Source organism: Streptomyces sp. NPDC007084, from assembly GCF_040703595.1.
GTDB lineage: Bacteria > Actinomycetota > Actinomycetes > Streptomycetales > Streptomycetaceae > Streptomyces.
In genome coordinates this window covers 1-18,620 of sequence record NZ_JBEYFY010000090.1, presented here as the reverse complement: position 1 = coordinate 18,620, position 18,620 = coordinate 1, and the positions used below count along the sequence as shown (strand labels likewise).

The following is an 18,620-nucleotide window of genomic DNA, read 5'->3' as shown; positions in this document are numbered from 1 at the left end:
GGTGCCGGGGCGGCCGGCGCGACGGGGGTGCGGGTGCGGGGGACGGCCCGGCCGAGGACACGGGTGTGGGTCATCAGGGGGGCGCAGGCGGCGCAGACCTCCATCAGGGTCCACACCTGGCCGACCGCCGGGTCGTGCCGCAGGACGAGCAGCACGCTGCCCGCGCAGTGCACCTGGCTGTCCTCGTGGGAGGCGCACTGGGCCTGCCGGCAGGCGCAGGCGGCGTCGGGATGGACGGTCGCGGCCCGCGCGTGCGCGCCGACGTGGGCCTCGGCGAAGCGGCGCAGGGCGGTGAGGTCGCGGGAGCGCGGCGGCATCGCGCAGGGGGAGGAACAGGTGACGGAGGCCGTGCGGTCACTGTGGCCGGAGATGCGGACGGTCCATGTCCGTCCCGGACGTCGTGCGGCAGGGCTTTCGGAGTGTGGGAGGTCCAAGACCGGCAGTCCTTCGGCAGTGGGGGTTCGCGCAGGCGCGCACAGGTTCTTTACCCGCGCGGGCCGGTCCGTCATCCACCGGTGGGCAGCGAACGTCCTCGAATATGCGAACGACGACGTGCGCGCCCGGAACCTCTGTCGTGCGGGGGTGCGATCTTCCCACAGCGTCCCGGCGGAGCCGTTCGACCCGCTGGGGGCGCGGAGGATGTCCCCGGCCCGGAGGGCGCCGTCAGCGCTTCGGGCCGCCGCCCCTGAGCCGGTCCCGCCAGGTCCGGGGCGCCCCGAAGCCGGTCTCGTGCGCCCAGACGTGGGTGCAGGACGGGCACTGCAGATGGAGCAGGCTTCCGGTGCTGGAGAGCAGGTACCGCCAGTGGTCGGAGCACGACCTGCGCCGCTCGCACGGCTCACAGCCACGGTGGTCGGCGCAGTTCGGGCAGGCCACCCAGGCCCGGCGCCCGATGTCCGCCTGCGGGTCAAGCGGCAGCACTGCCGTCTCCGCGCCGCGGCAGCACGCCGGCCGCCACCAGGTCGTCGTACACGCGCCGCTGCTCGTCGTCGAGCCCGGAGTAGAGGAGGGCGCGGGCGGCCTCCTCGCCGCGCAGTGCCTCGACCGGGTCCCAGTCGGGACCGAGCGCGGCGAGCACCCGCGCCTGCCGCAGCACCTCGTGCGCGGTGAGGTCGACGGTGAAGTCCACCAGTCCAGGGGTCTCCGGCGGTCCGGTGTGGCCCGGGGGTATGGCGCCGGGTTCGTGGGGTGTGGGGGAGGTATGGGGGTCCATGGGAGACAAACTTAGGTATGCCTTCCTTACGCGGACAAGGGGAGGTGGGGGAAGTCACAGCAGGTCAGGGGCTCCCCTTTACTCATCCCACACATACCTGTCACCTGTCGATCACACGCTCGGTATGCTCCTGGAGCTTCATCCGCACCGTTGAGGGGGGAACCTCATGCGTCTTCGTGCTGCCCTGGCAGTCACGGCCGCCACCGCCGGAATATTCGCGGCCGTCGCCGCCGCCCCGGCCCAGGCTACCGAGTACTCGTCCGCGCTGAAGGTCAAGGGCGTGCAGTACGACGCGCCGGGCCGGGACTCCAACAGCTGCTCCAGCGGCAACACCCGCGACGAGTATCTGACGATCAAGAACTACTCGTCGAGCGCGACCGTGAACCTGAAGGGCTACGTCGTCAAGGACGCGGCGGGCACCCGCTTCACGTTCCCGTCGAACCACTACCTGGAGCCCGGCGACTACATCAAGCTCCGCGGCGGACACGGCACCGACTCGGACGCGCGCAACGTCGTCTACCGCCAGAACTGCAACTTCCTCTGGAACAACGACAAGGACACCGTCTACCTGTACAAGCCGGGCGGCGCGCGCGCCGACGTGCACCCGTACAGCAAGTCGGCCAACGACCGGGACGGCAACGGCTACATAACCTTCCACGGCTGAGCCGGCGTCCGCCGGAGTCCGGGCCCGCCCGTCCACGGGCCCGGACTCCGCGGACGAAATCAGCGGTTTGGCGTATTTCCCGGCCGTGACAGGCCTGTTCCAGGGGTTCCGGGGCAAACGGCGGTGGACCCCCGGGGGAAGCGCCGCCCGGGAGTGAAGCCAGCCGCACAGCGCTGACCCTGGGAGCCCTTGATGCCTACGACCGTGCCGGACAGATCCGCCGGAGCCACCGGCGCCCGACCAACGGAGGGCACCGGCTCCGCCCGGTCGCTCACGCTGCCCCGGGGCACCGGCAGGACCGCCGCGCGGATCGCGGTGCTGACGGTCTGCCAGGCGGCCCTGATGGTCGGGATCGGACTGCTCATCACCGGTCCCGCCAAGGGCCTGTGGCCGCTGACGGTCGAGGACAACGTGAACGAGGGCTTCGAGGACGTCCGTACGGGCGCCTTCAACACCCTCACGTTCATCGCCTCGGAGGCGGGCAACACCCTCACGGTCATCATCATCACCCTGCTGGCCTGCCTCGGTCTGCTCGTGATACCGCGGCTGCCGATGTGGCGTCAGGCCGTCTTCCTCGCCGTCGCCGTCTCGCTCCAGTCGCTGGTCTTCCTGGTGATCACGCTGTCGGTGGACCGACACCGCCCGGAGGTGGACCGGCTCGACGCGTCGCCGCCGACCTCCAGCTACACCTCCGGCCACACCGGCGCGGCGACCGCGCTGTACGCGGGGCTCGCCGTGCTCGTGCTGTCCCGCATGCGGGGGCCGTGGCGCAGGATCGTGGGCGGACTGCTGCTGCTCCTGCCGCTGATCGTCGCCGTCGCCCGCCTCTACCGGGGCATGCACCACCCCACCGACGTGCTGGGCGGGATGGCCAACGGCGGTCTCTCGCTGCTGATCGTCGGCCGCGCCCTGCTCGTCGACAAGTCGGTCGTGGCGGCTCCCTCCACGGCCGCGGTCCCGGCCGCGCGCACCGGCGACGACGGCGACGACGGCGACGACGGCGACGACGAGCGTCCGGCCGGCACGACCGCGGTGATCCTCAACCCCACGGTGACCGACGCCGCCGCCCGCGAGGAGCTGCGCGAGACGCTGGAACGCCATGGGCACCACGAGCCCGTGTTCCTGGAGACCACCGCCGATGACCCGGGCGCCGGACAGGCCACCCGGGCGCTCCGCGACGGCGCGACCGTCGTCGTGGTCTGCGGTGGCGACGGAACCGTCCGCGCGGTCGCCGACGCGATGGCCGACAGCGAGGTCCCGCTGGCCGTGGTGCCCTGCGGCACGGGCAACCTGCTGGCCCGCAACCTCGGCCTGCCGCTCTCCCCCACCGCGGCCCTGGAGGCGGCGCTGAACGGCCGCCCGCACCGCCTCGACCTGGCCAGTATCGAGGGCGACGAACTGCCCGCCACCCGCTTCGCCGCCATGGCCGGCGCGGGTCTTGACGCCGCGATGATGGAACACACCGATCCGCGCGCCAAGGCCCGCCTGGGCTGGCCGGCCTACGTCCTGGCCGGGTTCGGCACGCTGCGCACCCCCCGGATGCGTCTGACGGTACGGCTCGACGACGCGCCCCCCTTCCGCCGTACGGCCCGGATGGTGCTCGTCGGCAACGTCGGGACGGTGCAGGGCGGGATGACGCTGCTCCCGGACGCCCGGCCCGACGACGGGCTGCTCGACCTGCTCGTCCTCGATCCGCGCGGGCCCGGCGGCTGGCTGCGCGCCGTACGCACCCTGATGCGCCGCCCCGCCGCCCCGTCCGGGCCCGCGACGGTGCGGACCCTCCCGGCCGGGGACGACGCCAAGAAGGGGGTGCCGGTCGAGTTCTTCACGTTCAAGCGCGCCGACATCACGTTCGACACCCCACAGTCGCGGGAACTCGACGGCGACCCGGTGGGACCCGGGCTGCGGCTCAGCGCCGAGGTCCAGCCGGGCGCGCTGACCGTTCTGCTGCCGTCCCGGGAGAAGTGATGGGTACGGCCACCAAGGTCCCGGAGACCCGGGACATGACCGGTGAGGAGCTGTCCGCCGACGAGGCGCTGGCATCCCTGCGCCGCTACGGCGGCTGGGCGCTGCTGCGCGACTCGTTCATCCGGTTCCGCTACGCCGACGGGTTCAGCCATTCCCGGGCGCTCGCCCTCCAGACGGTGCTGGCCGTGATCCCGCTCGCCATCGCCTTCGTCGGACTCTCCACCTCCCTGCACACCGAGAACATCGGCCGGGTGGCCGAACTGACCATCCACCGGCTCGCCGCCGGGCCCAGCGCCGAGGTCGTCGACGACGCGCTCCAGCGCAGCCGGCACAAGGCGGGCGACGGCGCGGCGGTCGCCCTCTGGTTCGGCCTGGTGTTCTCCCTGGTCAACGTCACCACCGCGATGTGCCAGATAGAGCGCGGCGCCAACCGGATCTACGGCAACGAACGCGACCGGGTCTTCGTCCAGAAGTATCTGCGCGGGCTCGTCATGTCGCTGAGCGCCGGAATCCCGCTCGGCCTCGGGTTCATCATCATGGTGGCCGGCGGCGACCTGGCGTCCTCCGTGGTGGTGGTCTACCACCTCGACGGCGGCGCCAAGACCGCCTGGGAGATCATCCGCTGGCCGCTCGGGCTGCTCCTCGCCCTCATCTCGGCGAGCGCGATCTTCCGCCGCTCGCCGCGCCGCCAGCAGCCCGGCTACACCTGGCTGGCGTTCGGCGCCGCGGTGTATCTGGTGCTGTGGACCGCACTCACCTGGGTACTCAGCCTGTACCTGGACATCAGCGGGTCCTTCGACACCGTCTACGGGCCGCTCAGCGCCTTCATGTCGCTGGTGCTGTGGGCCTACCTGACGTCCATCGCCCTGTTCCTCGGACTGTCCTTCGCCGCACAACTGGAGGCATCGCGGGCCCGGCGCCCCGGTCCGATCCAACCCGACCCGGGAGTCTGAATGCCCGTGCGTGTCGCCGTCCGCACCCTCCGAGAGCGCCGCCGCCGGGAAGCCGACCGCAAGTTCGGTGCCCGGCTTCTCGGCGCGGCCACCGTCGCCGCCGTCGCCGCCGTGCCCTTCGGGCTGCTCCTCGTCCTCGTCGAGGGCCGCTGGCAGCCGCTGCGCCGGCTCGACTCGGACGCGGCGCACTCGCTGCACGCCACCGCCCTGGACCACCCCGCGTGGACCAGCACCCTGCGGTTCCTGTCCGACTGGGTCTGGGACCCCACGACCCTGCGCCTGGCCGTCGGTGTGCTGACCGCGTGGCTGCTGTACCGGCGGGCGTGGCGGCTGGCCGCCTGGTCCGCCGTGACGGCCGTGGCCGGCGGGGTCATCGGGCTGCTCGTCAAGACGATCGTGGAGCGGGCGCGCCCCTCCCTGGAGGATCCGGTGGCCCACGCCCCGGGGTTCTCCTTCCCGTCGGGCCACGCGATGACCGCCACCACCTCGTTCGCCATCCTGCTGCTGGTCCTGCTGCCGATGGTGCCGCGCGCCTGGCGGCCGGTCTGCTGGTGCGCCGCCGGGCTGTCGGTGGTGGGGGTCGGCTTCACCCGGGTCGCCCTAGGCGTGCACTGGTTCAGCGACGTGGTGGGCGGCTGGCTTCTCGGCCTCGCCGTGGTCGCGCTGACCGCCTGGGCCTTCGAAGCCTGGCGCTCCGACACGGGCCGCGGCCACGCGGACGTGGGCGGCGGCCTGGAGCCGGAGCTGACGCATGAACGGCCGGAGGAGGAGGCGGGGGCGAGGGGGCAGCGCTAGAGCGAGGGGGGCAGCGGGGGTGTCTTGGCGCGGCTGCTGGGACACCGGGGGCTGTGGGGGGGAGGCGCACTGCCCCTGAGCACCCGGGGGGAGGCGCGGCTGCCCCTGAGCCCCCCAAGGCACAGCGGAGGCGGAGGCGCGGCTGCGCTGGAACGCACGACGGAGTGGGGGAGGTCGCCGGCTCGCGACCTCCCCCACTCCTCGTCCCCTCGGCCGGTCCGCGGTTCAGCGGTGGGGGTTCCCCTGGTCGGGGTCGTCGTCGGGGGTCTGCCAGCCGTCGCCGCGCTGCGCGGGATCGGCGGTGCCGTGCGGCACCCGGGAGGGGTCCTGTACGGAGGTGGAGATACGGCGCCGGGCGGAGCGCCGGCTGCCGACGAAGAACGCGGCCAGGAGCCCCGCGACGATCACGACTCCCGCCACGATCAGCCACAGGGAGCCGGTGGAGGACGCGGCCAATGAGGTCTCTGCTGCATTGATCATGCGGTCCGGGTACCCCCGTAGGCCGGGAATCATCACGCGGGGAGGTCGCGGCACCCGTCTGGCCGACGCGGCGGCCTGCCGGAGGGGGCCGGACACCCACGCCGCTCGTCATGCCGGGGCTGACGCACGGTCCCAGAGGCCCGGCGCAGGGGCGGCGGGCGGCTCGTCGGCCGTTCCCGGCGCGGCGGAACCGAGGCCTCCGACCGTAGCCGCCGGCCCGTCCCCCGCGGTCCAGCATCTCGGAATCCGCCCGGTCCGGAACCGGTGGCCGGGCAGTTCAAGCCATCTCGGCATCCGCTCAACCACGGGAACGGGACGCCCGGTTCGAGAATCCTTTCTCCCGGCTCCGTCCCAGGCCATCCGGCCGGCCGAGGTTCTCCGGCCGGCCCCGGAAAGGCCGGTCGGACTGTCCGGATTCCGGTAGCACACCCCCGGGATTGTCAGTGGGGTGCCCGAAGGTTCCGTCCGCGGCCTTCGTCCACCCCCCGCCGAGGAGACCGGTGCTCTCGACTCCCCCACGCAATCCCCCGCTCGGGTCACGGCTCGGGGCACGGCGCCGTCTTGTCGCCTTGACGAGTGAATCGAACGGGCCGGCACGCCGACCGCACTTGCCCGACTCGCCCGTTCTCGAACCTGTGGTCGATCCGTCGCCCTGTCCACCCCGTATCGGCGCCGTGATCAGCAGCGTTGTCCGGGGTGCTCGATCCGATCCCTGCTGAGGAGAAATCCGTGAATCCCGTTCGTCTTCTGCCCGCCGCCCATCCGGCGTTCGAACATGCCCCGGCTCGGCCCGTCGGGTCCATGGCGCTCCGCCGCCCGGCGGACGCCCGGCGCGCCCCGTTCGCCTCCGCGTCACGCCCGTCACCGAGGTGGGGGGCATGAGCGACACGAAGACCGTTCCGGCCGCGCGCTCGGGGGATCCGCAGCCCTCGCCTCCGCCCGAGCTGGACTACAACGGGCGCAAGCACCGCCGGGCCATGGACGACGCGACCCTGTGGGACATGGCCCGCCGCATCCCGATGGCGCTCACTCAATCCGCCCGGCTGGCCTGGTCGGTCGACCGGCGCATGACGATCACGATCCTGCTGTGCCAGCTCCTGTCCGGCCTCGGCACCGCCGTGATGCTCACCGCGGTCTCCAAGGCGCTGCCCCACCTCGCCACCTCGGACGCGCGCGCCGGGCTGGCGGAGGCGTGGCCGGCGCTGATCGTCGCGGTCCTCGCGATGGCGCTCGGCGCCGGAATGTGGATCCTGGCGGACTGGGCCACCCGACGGCTGAACCCGAAAATCGCCTCCGCCGCCGACCTCACCCTGGTCGACCTCCACATGCGCGCCGAACTGTCCGCCTACGACACCGAAGGGTTCACCGACCGAAGCCAAGCGGCGGAGATCGGGGCCCTGCGCGCCGTCGACCTGGCCGACGACGCCAAGACGCTCACCAACGGCTTCGTCCAACTGGTATCCGCCGCGACCGTCCTGACCTCGCTGCACCCGCTCCTCCTCGGCGTGCTGCTCCTGTCGGTCATTCCCCGGGGCCTGGGCGGGGTCATCGCGGCGGGCCGGGCAGGTCAGCGTCGAGGAACTGGTGGACCGCTACCAGCTGCAGTGCCGCCCGGTCCGCGACCTGATCGTCGACTACCCCACCGAGCGCCAACCTGCTCTGGACTACACGTCGTTGGAAGGGCTGTCGCGCAACCTCGCCCAGCTGTCCTGGGCCGACCTTGAACGCCACCACCCAGGGATCGACTCCCTGCGACTCCGGGCCTTCTACCTCGGCATCTCCCAGTGGGCCGTCGAGGAGCCGGGCCGCTGGGCACCTTGGGTGGCACCCAGCCCCGTCAAGGAAGCCGAGCTGAACTACAAGAAGCACGCCCGGCGGCAGAAGGCGAAGTCGGCCAGCGCACCCGGGAACGGCTGCCCGCCCTGCCCGCCCTCGTTGAGGCCGCGGACCGGCAGCTCAAGGAGGCCCGCACGCGAAATGAGGCGGCTCTCGCGGCCGCCCCCGGCGCCACCTTCTCGGTCTTAGGCAAGAACTACACCCGAATCCGGCACCCCCGCTGGGCAGACGGAATCGCCGCCAACACCGTCTTAGGCGAGGACGGGCGGCGATGCACGTTCGGATATGCCGAGAACCGGGCCTTCTGGGCCTGGGCGACGGTGGAGTTCCTGCGCCACACCGGCGTCCGCATCGAGGAGATGCTGGAGGTCAGCCACCACAGCATCACCCAGTACACACTTCCCACCACCGGGGAGGTCGTTCCGCTCCTGCAGATCGCACCCTCGAAGACCGACCAGGAACGACTCCTGCTGGTCAGTCCCGAACTCGCCGACGTGCTCGGCGCCATCATCTGCCGAGTCCGTGACGCCTCCGGGACCGTCCCGCTGGTTCGCTCCTACAACGTCGGCGAGAAGGACTGGAACCCGCCCATGCCGCTGTTGTTCCAGTGGCGCACGGGCGGCCAGAACAGGCCGATCTCCGAGACGACGATCCGCCGGGCCCTCAACGAGACCCTCGACTTCGCCGGCCTGACCGACAACACAGGTCAGCCGCTCGACTACCAGCCGCACGACTTCCGAAGGATCTTCATCACCGACGCCATCATGAACGGCCTGCCACCTCACATCGCGCAGGTCATCGCCGGACACGACGACATCTCAACGACCATGCGCTACAAGGCGATCTACCCATGGAGGCCATCGAGGCCCACCGCGCGTTCGTCGCGCGGCGGCGGTCGACCCGCCCCAGCGAGGAGTAGCGCAGGCCGACCGATGCGGAGTGCAACGAGTTCCTGGGGCACTTCGAGCTCCGCAAGGTCTCGATTGGCACCTGCGGGCGAGCCTACGGAACGTCATGCATTGACGAGCACGCCTGCATCCGCTGTCAGATGCTCCGACCTGATCCTCGCCAGCGATGGCGCTTGGTCGAGATCAGGGACAACTGCGTCGACCGCATCGCCGAGGCCGAACGAGAAGGTTGGCTCGGTGACGTCAAGGGCCATGGGACCACCCTTGAAGGAGCCAACGACAAACTCGCTCAGGTGGACGCACAAACGGCAAGGACCAGACAGTCGGTCTACCCAAGGGCTGTCCCGTAAATGATCTACGGTGTGCTGGTTGATCAGCCCGTCTCTCCGTTACCCGGCCAGGGCGAGGTTGTGCAGGCGGGCGATGCCGAGCATGGCGTGGTGAACGCCGTCACTTTTCAGGCGGCAGTCGCGGAGGATCTTCCAGCTCTTCATTCGGGCGAAGACGTGCTCCACGCGGGCGCGGACCTTGTGGTGGGAGGCGTTGTGTTCCTCTTTCCAGTCCGGGAGTTCGGCCTGGCCGCGCTCGCGGCGGTGCGGGATGACCAGGCCGGTACCCGGTAGCCGCCGTCCGCGATGACCGTGGTGCGACCGACGGCGTCCTTCGCGCCGGACAGCTCCCACGCCTTGCAGTCGTTGCGGTTGCCGGGCAAGGGCCGGCCAACCGCGACGACGAGCCGGGTGTCGGCATCGATGACGACCTGGTGGTTGGTCGAGTACCTGTAGTTCTTCGACTGCTCGGCGACTGTGTGGTCACGGGTGGGCACCAGGGTTCCGTCCACAATCAGCACGGCGTCCTTGCGGAACCGTCTGCGCGGCTGGAGCGCGAGCGGTGGCCCGAGGTGGTCGATGAGGCGGTCGGCTGCGGACTTCGAGATGCCGAACAGCGGAGCGAGCTGCCGCAGAGTCAGGTTCGTGCGCCAGTATGCGGCAACCAGCAGAATCCGGTCCTCCAGGGGCAGGCTCCACGGCCGACCCCTGCGGACCGGATCCGTGCCCTCGCGCCGTAGCTCGGTGATCAGCTTGTCGAACTGACGCGGGCTCAGCCCGGTGAACGGGGCTATTCAGGACGGCTCGGACGCCGTGATCACACCAGCCACAGCGAGATCGTCTCAAAGATCGACGGCATGGGACGATGACCGTCATGTCAGGTCAGGTCTGGGTGTCACTCATATCGCTGGGCGGCGTTGTCCTCGGCGGCTCGTTGTCCTACCTCGTCCAGCACAGGACTCAACTCTCGGCGGAACGCGCTGAACAACAACGGCAGCAGATCGCCTTGTCGGAGGCCCGGCGAGGGGAACGGCTGGCCCTGCTGGAGCGGTTCATCGAGGTGGGGGCCGAGGCCGAACGCTCCGCTCTCAGTCGGCCTTCCGAGTGGGAGGACACCGACGCTTGGTTCCTCACGACCCGGGACGTCATGAACAGGCTGTGGGTTGCGGAGCGGCTCATCCGTATCCAGTTCCCCCTGCCCGTGCACGACGCGGCACGCGCGTACTTCCTCGACCTCAACCGGACGGTTTGGGAAGGCTTGCCCGACGGCGAGAGCGTGCGGGATTACTTGGAGGACAACCGGCTGGCGTTTCTAGACGCGGCCCGCACGGTCATGGGGTAGCGCATGGCCGACCTCGAAGATCTTTTACGGGACAACCCTTAGGAATGCCCTCGTTCGGCGAGATTGCTGCACGAGCCTGAGCCCGTGGCTTCGTCAATCGGACGGCGTGACCGGGGACCGCATGCCGAGCCATTGCTTGGCGTCCCAGGCATGGAACCGCTCTACCTCGGTGAACCCCAGCTTTGCCGCGAGGCGCATCGAGGCGACGTTTGCGGTCTGGGTGACGAGCACCACCGGCTCGCCGGGAAGGACGCTGTCGAACCAGTCGAGTGCCGCCGCGCACGCCTCGGCGGCATAACCAAATCCCCACGCCTGCGGCAGGAACAGGTAGCCGAGATCGACCTTCCCGGCCGCAGCTGGACGATGGTGCTCCGGTTCCCTCCTGAGCTGGATCTGGCCGATCATCGCCCCGTCGAGCTCGACGACGAAACTCCCGGGCCGCCGCCCGGGGACCTCAGGCATCTCGCGCTCAAGATCGTCACGCGGCCGGGGGCCGCCGAGGTAGGTGTGCACCTCCGGCGAGGCGTGCAACTCGATGAACGCCGCACGGTCCCGGGCCTCGGGCTCACGGAGCACGAGCCTCTCGGTCTTGATCGAGGCAGGTGGCCAGGCGACGGGTCCGAGCTCAGTCATGCCAGCTAGCCAATCAGCAGGCTCGGCAACGATCAAGACTCGCAGACCGATCAAGCCACCGGCCCAGGCCCCACCATCACCAACGGGTCGGCCCTTACACCAACCACGGCCAGCGCGCTGGCGGAGCCGTTTCCGTGAGAGGAGCTTCCGTGACCAGCACTCTTTCCACGCTTGGAGAGCTCGGAGCGTGTGCGACTTCCAAGTTCGGAAAATGGCTCACCACCCCCGAGCTGGCCGACGAACTGCGCGCCAACACCATGCGTCCCTACCTGCACACCTGGTACCGGACGATGTGCGACCGGGTCGAAGGACGCGAACTGGAGGGGGCCCGCCCCTATCTCCTCGTGAGGCTCCTCGCGGCATCCCTCGCCGGGCTGTTCACGCTCGGCATGTGGGCCTCGCTCGCCGCGCTCGCCCTGTCCGGGGCCATGTCCACCGCCATCGCCGGCACGGCCATCGTCGCCTCGCAGACCGCGGGGCGCGCCCTCAACTCGATCGTGCGGTACGGCGCGGTGATGTTCCACCACGGTCTCTACCTCAGCGACTACTACACCTTCATCGACGAAGTCCGCTCGACGACCACCAGCCGTGGCACCACCCAGGCCACCGCGCCGCGCCAGATCCGCCTGCGCGAGGCCGAGTTCACCTACCCGAACAAGGACGAACCCGCCCTCCACCCGATCACCCTGACCCTCAACCGCGGCGAGGTCGTCGCCCTCGTCGGCGAGAACGGCGCCGGGAAATCGACCCTGATCCGCATGCTCACCGGTCTGACCGTGCCGACCGGCGGATCCGTCCACTGGGACGACACCGACCTCGCCACCACCGACGCCGAGTCGGCCTGGCGCCATGTCGGCCTCGTCCCCCAGAAGAACGGACACTGGCCGTTGCGCGCCCGCGAGAACATCACCCTCGGCCAGCCCCGCGAGCACACCGACGACCGCGTCTGGGACGCAGCGGACCGTGTCGGGATGGCCGAGGTTCTTCAAGGCCTCCCCGACCAGCTCGACACCCTGCTCGCCAGGTCGGTGTGGGGCGGGCACGAACTGTCCGGCGGGCAGTGGCAACGTCTGGCCTGCGCGCGGGCGATGTACCGAGAGCCGGCCGTGCTCGTCCTGGACGAGCCGACCAGCGAGATGGACGCCCGGGGCGAGCACCTGATCATCCGCAAGCTCCGGGAAATGGCTCCCGACCGGATCACGGTGGTCGTCACGCACCGCCTGGACAACGTCAGGATGGCCGACCGCGTCATCGTCCTCGACCACGGCCGCATCCGCGAAGAGGGCACCTTCGAAGCCCTCGTCACCACCGAGGGGAGCCTCCTGGGCGAGCTGTACGCCCTGGCCCAGGACCGCTGATCCCCTCAAGACCCAGGCGGAGCCGCGCCCCCACGCGGCTCCGCCCTCCCCTTCCCGGCGATCGCGCCCAAAACAATGGGGTCATGGACAGGATCGGCAACAGTGAGATTCCCGCGGCGACCGCCGGCTCCCTGACCGAGTGGCGGAAGTTGGCTCAGCCGCTCGCCGCGCGCTATCGCACCGGGGATCCCGTCGCGGGGGCCGCTTTGCCGCGCTGCTCACCGGGGACGCCGAGAACACCGTCCACGACTCGGTGGTCGATCCGACCCACCGCGTCCCCGCCGTGTGGTTCCAGGGCACCGGCCCGCACGAAACACCGCGTCAGCGCCGGCACATGGACCTGTGGCCGGCTCCGGAGGCGGCACCACCCCGCATCCGGGCCGCCGTCGCCGCCGTCGCCGCCGGGGGCACCGTGGTCGACGACTCCGGCCCCCCGTCGTACACCGTGCCGGCCGACCCGGAGGGAAACAGGGTGTGCGTCCGCACGGCGCTCGGGCGTGACTGACCTCGGAGGCCACGCGCGCGTGAACTCCACGCGGTGGCAAGGCTGTTCGCGGGGCAGAGCTGGGCCGAGTCCGGTCGGTCCCGGCCCAGGCGGGTCAGGTCGGATCGGGCCGGGTTCAGTGGAGGGACGCCGACTCCGCGACCGCGTGGGCCTCCAGGGCCGGAGTCGCGAGGAGGTCCGCCACGCAGGCCGCGGTGCCGCCGACGTAGGTGCTCTCCAGGTCCACGTCACCGCCCACGCACCAGGCCCGGTCATCCGGCCACCACAGGTCGGGGATCTCGGGCACCCCGTCGTCCGACCCGCGCTGTGGCGAGTCGGCGTTCGCGAGGGTGCCGGAGAGCAGGATCTCGTCGCGGCCGGGGGTGTGGAAGACGGGGACGCCGTCCCAGTCGTAGTGGCCGTACCCCTCCCACAGTCCGTACCAGCAGCGCTCGGGCGTGCCGGTGTGCCGGGCGAGCACGTCCGCGAGCAGCCGGGCCACGTCCGCCGGGACGGGACCTTCCTGCGGGTGCTCGTCCCAGAGGCCGGGGACAGCCGGCGTGTCGTCGTTGCGGTGGACGAGACGGTCCTCGTCCGGTACGCCGATCAGCGTGTGCCAGGACGTCGCCGCGTCCACCGACCTGCCGTACACGGGGGCCACGCGGTCCCAGCGCACCGGTTCGGTGCCGAGACGGGCGGGGTGGAGGATCCGCGCGTACGCCTCGAAGCCGGGTGCGCTCACCCCGGCCACCGTGCCGAACGCGCCGGTCCCGTGCGGCCGTTGCTCCAGCCAGGCGGCGGGCGTGAGGTCGTGCCGCTCGACGCGGAGGCTGCCGTAGCGGGACGGGGGCGTGGACCGGTGGACGTACACGCGTGCAGTGTCACCCGGCGCCGGCCGTCCCCGCACTCGATTTCGCCGCCTCGCCGCTCGCACGTCTCGGGCTATCCGTCACGGGGCCTTACGCGACGGGCTTCCCCCTGTCGGCCCATGGCCCCATGGTGTTCCGGGACCGCCGACGGAGCAAAATGACCCGTCACGAACCAACCGAACGAGCCAATCGAACCGAACGAGCCGGTCGAGCCGGTCGAGCCGGTCGAGCCGAACCAAGGAGTGCCCCATGATCTTCATCACCGCCAAGTTCAGCGTCCGTCCCGAGTACGCGGACCGCTGGCCGGAGATCACCGCCGACTTCACCGCGGCCACCCGCGCCGAGCCGGGCTGTCTGTCCTTCGACTGGTCCCGCAGCGTCGAGGACCCGACCGAGTACGTCCTGGTCGAGGCGTTCCGGGACGACGACGCCGGGGCGGCACACGTCCAGTCGTCCCACTTCAAGGCGGCCCAGCAGACGCTTCCGCCTCACCTGTCGGCGACACCGCGCATCGTGAACATGAAGCTCCCCCAGGACGACTGGTCGCTCCTCGGGGAGATGGCCGTCGAGGGCGATCAGTAGCCGTCGGACGGGTCGGTTCCAGTACGAGCAGCTCGGGTTCACCGCGACGGCCCCCGCGTCGGCCGGGACGCACCGCGCCGTCTGACGAAGACGGAGCGGTGGGCCGTCGAGGTGCCGGGTGCCAGGTACCGTCAGCCGGCGAAGTCCTCGACGGGCTGGGAGAAGTCGGACCCGAGCTGCGACATCAGGTTCCCGAACTCCCTCTCGCTGATCGCGTCGCGGAGGGTCACGAGGACGGCGCGGACCCCGCTGTCGGCCTCGCTCCTCTTGAGCATGTTGCGCTCGGCGACCCGCCGTACCGTCTCGTCGTAGCCGAAGGCCTCGATCGCCGAGGTGGCACCCCGGCGGACGGACTCCGCGAGGCCTTCCGGCAGTTCCAGCGCCAGGGCCCGGTCCTCACCTCCGCTCAGGCGGTGGGCGAGCGTCTCCAGCGTGGCGCGCGTCAGATCGGCCGACTCCTGCCGGGACAGTCCGGTGCGCTCCGACACCGCTTGGACGAATTCCCTCTCCTCCACGCGCTGTCTCCTTTTTCCGCGCCGGTGGTCCGGCAGCTCGGCGTATGGGGGCCCTTGGTTCCACCCTGCCACGCGACCGTCGGGCCCGCGCGCGGGCACGTCGCCCCGACGCGGGCGGTGCGGGCCTACGGGGTGAGGACGACCTTGCCGGCGACGGTGCCGGACTCGGCGAGCCGCAGGGCCTCGGCCGCGTCGGCCAGGGGCAGTTGGGCGGCGATCCGTGGTGTGACCTCGCCGCGCCGGAGTGCGCCGAAGACCTGGGTCAGGTCGGCGCGCAGCCGGGCCCGGAACCGGTTCTTCGACAGGGCGCGGCCACCCCAGACGTTGAAGAAGTAGGCGTGCCGTCCGTTGGGCAGGGCGTTCCACAGCGTCACCCGGACGAGCAGTTTGAGGACGGGCCACTGCTTGGAGCCGGTGTCGTCGCGGGTGGAGGCGCTGCCGTAGGCGACGAGGGTGCCGCCGGGCGCGAGCAGGTGCCAGGAGTCGGCGACACCGCGGCCCCCGACATGATCGAAGACGGCGTCGACCCCGGCGGGGGCCAGCTCCCGGACACGGGCCGGCACGTCGCCGCCGCGGTAGTCGACGGGGGTGACGCCGCGCTCCCTGAGCGCGTCGTGGTGGCGCGCGGAGGCCGTGCCGATCACCCGTACGCCCGCCGCCTGGGCCAGTTGGACGAGGACGGAGCCGACTCCGCCGTTGGCGCCGTGCACCAGGACGGTCTGCCCGGCGCGGACGCGCGCCTTGCGGTGCAGCATCTGCCAGGCGGTGATGCCGTTGACGACCACGGTCTCCGCCTCCGCCGCCGCGATCCCGTCGGGCACGGGCACGACGTCCGCCGCCTCGACGCGTACGTGGGTGGCCCAGCCGCCGACCTTCAGGAGTGCGGCCACCCGGGTGCCGGTGAGGGCGGGGTCGACGCCCTCGCCGGTCGACAGGACGGTGCCGACCATGTCGTAACCGGGGACGAAGGGAAAGGGCGGCTGGTCGTAGTACCGGCCGCGGCGCATCTGCTGCTCGGCGAAGGACACGCCGGTCGCCTCCATCCGGACCACGACCTCGCCCCGGCCCGCGACGGGGACGGCACCGCGCCAGAGCCGCAGACCCTCCGGCTCCACCTTGCCCGGCAGAACGACCTCGACGCACGCTTCGGGGTTCATGGCGACCTCCACTGAGTTCCGCGCTCGTTAAAATCCTTCGCATTAGTTAGAGGCTATAACTGAATGGCGTGAGGGTCAAGAGCCTTCGTAAGAGGCTCTAACGAACGCTTTAGGTGATCGGATACCCGGCCCGTTCCGCCGTCCAGGTGATCTGGGGCGGCACGACCCGGGCGCAGCGCGGGTGGCCGGACTCATCGGTCAGACCCAGCCGGGCGACGAGCAGTCCGTCGCGCGCGCCGGCGGCGAGGACGTCGGCGGGGATCGCGTCGATCATCAGCTTGGCGCGGCGGAACATGCTGAAGACGCCGCCGCGTCGACGGTGCCCCACGACAGGTAGATGAACCGGTGGCCCAACCGGTCCTGCACATAGGGGCCCTTGACGTCGATGCCGGTCGGCGAGGGGGCCGTCGTGCAGTCGAGGCTCCAGGTGGCGGTGGGCGCGTCGCCCGGCTGGGGGTCGAGCAGCTCGGCCGGGCGGTCGCGGCGCTGCACGGCCACATGGATGTTGTCGTACGCCAGTACGGGACGGCCCTCGGGGGCCGGACACGTGCGGCCGGGCAGGTCGACGGCGTCGATTCGGATACGCATACGAGCCATCATGCCGCCGACGGACGGGCGGGCGGGGTGCGCGCTCGCGCCGAGCGGGGAGCCGGGCCGCGTCGCCTCGGCCCCCCCCTGTTCGGCGCGAGCGCCGCCGCTCAGCCGGAGAGGGCCGCCGAGACCACGCCCTTCGCCTCCTCCTGGACCTGGCGGAGGTGGTCGGTCCCGCGGAACGACTCGGCGTAGATCTTGTAGACGTCCTCGGTGCCGGAGGGGCGGGCCGCGAACCAGGCGTTCTCGGTGGTCACCTTGATGCCGCCGATCGGCGCGCCGTTGCCCGGGGCCTCGGTGAGGACGGCGGTGACGGGTTCCCCGGCGAGGGTGTCCGCGGTGATCTGGGCCGGGGAGAGCTTGGCGAGGAGGGCCTTCTCCTCGCGGGTCGCCGGGGCGTCGATGCGCTCGTAGGCGGGCTCGCCGAACCGGCCGGTCAGCGCGGTGTAGTGCTCGGAGGGCGTCTTGCCGGTGACGCCGGTGATCTCGGAGGCGAGCAGGGCCAGGATGATCCCGTCCTTGTCGGTGGTCCACACCGAGCCGTCGCGGCGCAGGAAGGAGGCGCCCGCCGACTCCTCGCCGCCGAACCCGATGGAACCGTCGACCAGTCCGTCCACGAACCACTTGAACCCGACGGGCACCTCGATCAGCTCGCGGCCGAGGTCGGCGGCGACCCGGTCGATCATTCCGGAGGACACCAGCGTCTTGCCGATGCCCGTGCCGGCCGGCCAGCGGTCCCGGTGGGAGTAGAGGTAGCCGATGGCGGCGGCGAGGTAGTGGTTGGGGTTCATCAGGCCGGCGTCGGGGGTGACGATGCCGTGGCGGTCGGCGTCGGCGTCGTTGCCCGTGGCGATCTGGTAGCGGTCGCGCTGGGCGATGAGCGAGGCCATGGCGTACGGCGACGAGCAGTCCATGCGGATCTTGCCGTCCCAGTCCAGCGTCATGAAACGCCAGGTCGGGTCCGTGGTCGGGTTGACCACGGTCAGGTCGAGCCGGTGCTGCTCGGCGATCCGCCCCCAGTAGGCGACCGAGGCCCCGCCGAGCGGGTCGGCGCCGATGCGGACCCCGGCGTCGCGGATCGCGTCCAGGTCCACGACGTTCGGCAGGTCGGCCACATAGCTGCCGAGGAAGTCGTAGCGGCCGGTGCCGGGAGCGCTCAGGGCCCGGGTGTAGGTGACCCGGCGTACGTCCTTCAGGCCGTCCCTGATGAGTTCGTTGGCGCGGTCCTGGATCCAGGAGGTGGCCTCGGAGCCCGCGGGGCCGCCGTTCGGGGGGTTGTACTTGAAGCCGCCGTCGCCGGGCGGGTTGTGCGAGGGCGTCACCACGACGCCGTCCGCGAGGCCGGTGGTGCGGCCCCGGTTGTGGGTGAGGATCGCGTGCGACACCGCCGGGGTCGGGGTGTAGCCGTCCTCGCTGTCGAGGAGGACCGTCACGCCGTGCGCCGCGATCACCTCCAGGGCGGTGACCTTCGCGGGCTCCGAGAGCGCGTGGCTGTCGATGCCCAGGAAGAGCGGCCCGTCGGTGCCCTGGCCGTCCCGGTACTCGCAGATGGCCTGGCTGGTCGCGGCGATGTGGTCCTCGTTGAACGCCGTCGCCAGTGACGATCCGCGGTGCCCCGAGGTGCCGAAGGCGACGCGCTGCCCGGGGTCGGCCGGGTCGGGGTGGAGCGCGTAGTACGCGGTGACCAACCGGGCTACGTCGACGAGGTCCTCGGGGCTGGCCGGCTTGCCCGCTCGCTCGTGCTGCATGTGCCCGCACCTCCACATCGGTGGTTCTTCGCTAGTGGTCTCATCTTTCCCCACCGGGGTCCGCGGCGGCACGGTGCCCTCGTGCCGACGGCGCGGGGCATCGCCCGCACCGGACAGGCGCGGCTTCGGGGCGCCCGGGACCCGGCAGATCGTCCCCGGCTGGTTCGGCGTCGGCTCCGGCCTCAAGGCCCTGCG

18 protein-coding genes and 3 pseudogenes are annotated in these 18,620 nt (G+C 71.4%); 10 read left to right on the top strand and 11 right to left on the bottom strand.

Annotated features, from left to right (window positions below; all coding sequences use genetic code 11):
* The 3 genes and pseudogenes from AB0912_RS34545 to AB0912_RS34535 all read right to left on the bottom strand — a co-directional run.
* A pseudogene (locus tag AB0912_RS34545) lies at window positions 1–317 on the bottom strand (hypothetical protein); the annotation flags it as partial.
* A gap of 346 nt (window positions 318–663) precedes the next feature.
* Window positions 664–921 (bottom strand): hypothetical protein, encoded by a 258-nt coding sequence (locus tag AB0912_RS34540; RefSeq protein ID WP_366707024.1) that lies wholly within the window; start codon window positions 919–921, stop codon window positions 664–666.
* Entirely contained in the window at window positions 908–1,213 is a 306-nt protein-coding gene (locus AB0912_RS34535; protein WP_366707022.1) for a DUF6400 family protein, read from the bottom strand. The genes AB0912_RS34540 and AB0912_RS34535 overlap by 14 nt, the downstream gene beginning before the upstream one ends.
* Window positions 1,214–1,379: 166 nt before the next feature.
* On the opposite strand from AB0912_RS34535, the gene AB0912_RS34530 reads away from it, so the two are divergent.
* The 4 genes from AB0912_RS34530 to AB0912_RS34515 all read left to right on the top strand — a co-directional run bounded on the left by AB0912_RS34530 (window position 1,380) and on the right by AB0912_RS34515 (window position 5,593).
* Window positions 1,380–1,877, top strand: a complete 498-nt coding sequence (locus AB0912_RS34530; RefSeq protein WP_366707020.1) for a lamin tail domain-containing protein — start codon at window positions 1,380–1,382, stop codon at window positions 1,875–1,877.
* 192 nt (window positions 1,878–2,069) lie between these two features.
* Entirely contained in the window at window positions 2,070–3,845 is a 1,776-nt protein-coding gene (locus AB0912_RS34525; RefSeq protein ID WP_366707017.1) for a diacylglycerol kinase family protein, read from the top strand.
* Window positions 3,845–4,798: a YihY/virulence factor BrkB family protein gene (locus AB0912_RS34520; RefSeq protein ID WP_366707015.1), complete on the top strand. Its 954-nt coding sequence runs from the start codon at window positions 3,845–3,847 to the stop codon at window positions 4,796–4,798. The genes AB0912_RS34525 and AB0912_RS34520 overlap by 1 nt, the downstream gene beginning before the upstream one ends.
* Window positions 4,799–5,593, top strand: coding sequence for a phosphatase PAP2 family protein (locus AB0912_RS34515; RefSeq protein WP_366707013.1), 795 nt, complete (start codon window positions 4,799–4,801; stop codon window positions 5,591–5,593).
* A gap of 225 nt (window positions 5,594–5,818) precedes the next feature.
* Here AB0912_RS34515 and AB0912_RS34510 read toward each other — a convergent pair whose 3' ends face one another.
* Entirely contained in the window at window positions 5,819–6,073 is a 255-nt protein-coding gene (locus AB0912_RS34510) for a DUF6479 family protein (protein ID WP_366707011.1), read from the bottom strand.
* Between the two features lie 878 nt (window positions 6,074–6,951).
* Between AB0912_RS34510 and AB0912_RS34505 the strand changes: the two genes are divergently transcribed.
* Both AB0912_RS34505 and AB0912_RS34500 read left to right on the top strand, forming a co-directional pair.
* Window positions 6,952–7,797, top strand: coding sequence for a hypothetical protein (locus AB0912_RS34505; protein WP_366707009.1), 846 nt, complete (start codon window positions 6,952–6,954; stop codon window positions 7,795–7,797).
* A gap of 93 nt (window positions 7,798–7,890) precedes the next feature.
* Window positions 7,891–9,171: a site-specific integrase gene (locus tag AB0912_RS34500; protein WP_366707007.1), complete on the top strand. Its 1,281-nt coding sequence runs from the start codon at window positions 7,891–7,893 to the stop codon at window positions 9,169–9,171.
* A 35-nt stretch (window positions 9,172–9,206) separates the two neighbouring features.
* Here the strand turns inward: AB0912_RS34500 and AB0912_RS34495 are convergent.
* Window positions 9,207–9,940, bottom strand: a pseudogene (locus AB0912_RS34495) (transposase).
* Between the two features lie 71 nt (window positions 9,941–10,011).
* Here AB0912_RS34495 and AB0912_RS34490 point away from each other — a divergent pair.
* Window positions 10,012–10,488: a hypothetical protein gene (locus AB0912_RS34490; protein WP_366707005.1), complete on the top strand. Its 477-nt coding sequence runs from the start codon at window positions 10,012–10,014 to the stop codon at window positions 10,486–10,488.
* 93 nt (window positions 10,489–10,581) lie between these two features.
* Here the strand turns inward: AB0912_RS34490 and AB0912_RS34485 are convergent, their stop codons facing one another.
* Entirely contained in the window at window positions 10,582–11,121 is a 540-nt protein-coding gene (locus tag AB0912_RS34485) for a GNAT family N-acetyltransferase (RefSeq protein ID WP_366707003.1), read from the bottom strand.
* A 149-nt stretch (window positions 11,122–11,270) separates the two neighbouring features.
* On the opposite strand from AB0912_RS34485, the gene AB0912_RS34480 reads away from it, so the two are divergent.
* On the top strand, window positions 11,271–12,479 hold the full coding sequence (locus AB0912_RS34480; protein ID WP_366707001.1) for an ABC transporter ATP-binding protein: 1,209 nt from the start codon (window positions 11,271–11,273) through the stop codon (window positions 12,477–12,479).
* A gap of 139 nt (window positions 12,480–12,618) precedes the next feature.
* The gene (locus AB0912_RS34475; RefSeq protein WP_366706999.1) at window positions 12,619–12,984 is read left to right on the top strand and encodes a VOC family protein; all 366 of its coding nucleotides are present in this window, start codon (window positions 12,619–12,621) and stop codon (window positions 12,982–12,984) included.
* 115 nt (window positions 12,985–13,099) lie between these two features.
* On the opposite strand, the gene AB0912_RS34470 is transcribed toward AB0912_RS34475, so the two are convergent.
* The gene (locus AB0912_RS34470) at window positions 13,100–13,834 is read right to left on the bottom strand and encodes a hypothetical protein (RefSeq protein ID WP_366706997.1); all 735 of its coding nucleotides are present in this window, start codon (window positions 13,832–13,834) and stop codon (window positions 13,100–13,102) included.
* Window positions 13,835–14,081: 247 nt separating this feature from the next.
* Between AB0912_RS34470 and AB0912_RS34465 the strand changes: the two genes are divergently transcribed.
* The gene (locus AB0912_RS34465) at window positions 14,082–14,414 is read left to right on the top strand and encodes a putative quinol monooxygenase (protein WP_366706995.1); all 333 of its coding nucleotides are present in this window, start codon (window positions 14,082–14,084) and stop codon (window positions 14,412–14,414) included.
* A gap of 131 nt (window positions 14,415–14,545) precedes the next feature.
* Here the strand turns inward: AB0912_RS34465 and AB0912_RS34460 are convergent, their stop codons facing one another.
* The 4 genes and pseudogenes from AB0912_RS34460 to pgm all read right to left on the bottom strand — a co-directional run bounded on the left by AB0912_RS34460 (window position 14,546) and on the right by pgm (window position 18,425).
* Entirely contained in the window at window positions 14,546–14,929 is a 384-nt protein-coding gene (locus tag AB0912_RS34460) for a DUF2267 domain-containing protein (protein WP_366706993.1), read from the bottom strand.
* 125 nt (window positions 14,930–15,054) lie between these two features.
* Window positions 15,055–16,086, bottom strand: coding sequence for a medium chain dehydrogenase/reductase family protein (locus AB0912_RS34455; protein WP_366706991.1), 1,032 nt, complete (start codon window positions 16,084–16,086; stop codon window positions 15,055–15,057).
* A 109-nt stretch (window positions 16,087–16,195) separates the two neighbouring features.
* Window positions 16,196–16,686: pseudogene (locus AB0912_RS34450) on the bottom strand (DUF5990 family protein).
* 98 nt (window positions 16,687–16,784) lie between these two features.
* The gene (gene pgm, locus AB0912_RS34445) at window positions 16,785–18,425 is read right to left on the bottom strand and encodes a phosphoglucomutase (alpha-D-glucose-1,6-bisphosphate-dependent) (protein ID WP_366706989.1); all 1,641 of its coding nucleotides are present in this window, start codon (window positions 18,423–18,425) and stop codon (window positions 16,785–16,787) included.
* Between the last annotated feature and the right edge of the window lie 195 nt (window positions 18,426–18,620).

Excerpts from the sequence above, each read along its gene's own strand:
- AB0912_RS34535 (WP_366707022.1), bottom strand. The coding sequence starts at position 1,213 with ATGGACCCCCATACCTCCCCCACACCCCACGAACCCGGCGCCATACCC.
- AB0912_RS34530 (WP_366707020.1), top strand. The coding sequence starts at position 1,380 with ATGCGTCTTCGTGCTGCCCTGGCAGTCACGGCCGCCACCGCCGGAATA.
- AB0912_RS34525 (WP_366707017.1), top strand. The coding sequence starts at position 2,070 with ATGCCTACGACCGTGCCGGACAGATCCGCCGGAGCCACCGGCGCCCGA.
- AB0912_RS34520 (WP_366707015.1), top strand. The coding sequence starts at position 3,845 with ATGGGTACGGCCACCAAGGTCCCGGAGACCCGGGACATGACCGGTGAG.
- AB0912_RS34515 (WP_366707013.1), top strand. The coding sequence starts at position 4,799 with ATGCCCGTGCGTGTCGCCGTCCGCACCCTCCGAGAGCGCCGCCGCCGG.
- AB0912_RS34510 (WP_366707011.1), bottom strand. The coding sequence starts at position 6,073 with ATGATCAATGCAGCAGAGACCTCATTGGCCGCGTCCTCCACCGGCTCC.
- AB0912_RS34505 (WP_366707009.1), top strand. The coding sequence starts at position 6,952 with ATGAGCGACACGAAGACCGTTCCGGCCGCGCGCTCGGGGGATCCGCAG.
- AB0912_RS34490 (WP_366707005.1), top strand. The coding sequence starts at position 10,012 with ATGACCGTCATGTCAGGTCAGGTCTGGGTGTCACTCATATCGCTGGGC.
- AB0912_RS34485 (WP_366707003.1), bottom strand. The coding sequence starts at position 11,121 with ATGACTGAGCTCGGACCCGTCGCCTGGCCACCTGCCTCGATCAAGACC.
- AB0912_RS34465 (WP_366706995.1), top strand. The coding sequence starts at position 14,082 with ATGATCTTCATCACCGCCAAGTTCAGCGTCCGTCCCGAGTACGCGGAC.
- AB0912_RS34455 (WP_366706991.1), bottom strand. The coding sequence starts at position 16,086 with ATGAACCCCGAAGCGTGCGTCGAGGTCGTTCTGCCGGGCAAGGTGGAG.
- pgm (WP_366706989.1), bottom strand. The coding sequence starts at position 18,425 with ATGCAGCACGAGCGAGCGGGCAAGCCGGCCAGCCCCGAGGACCTCGTC.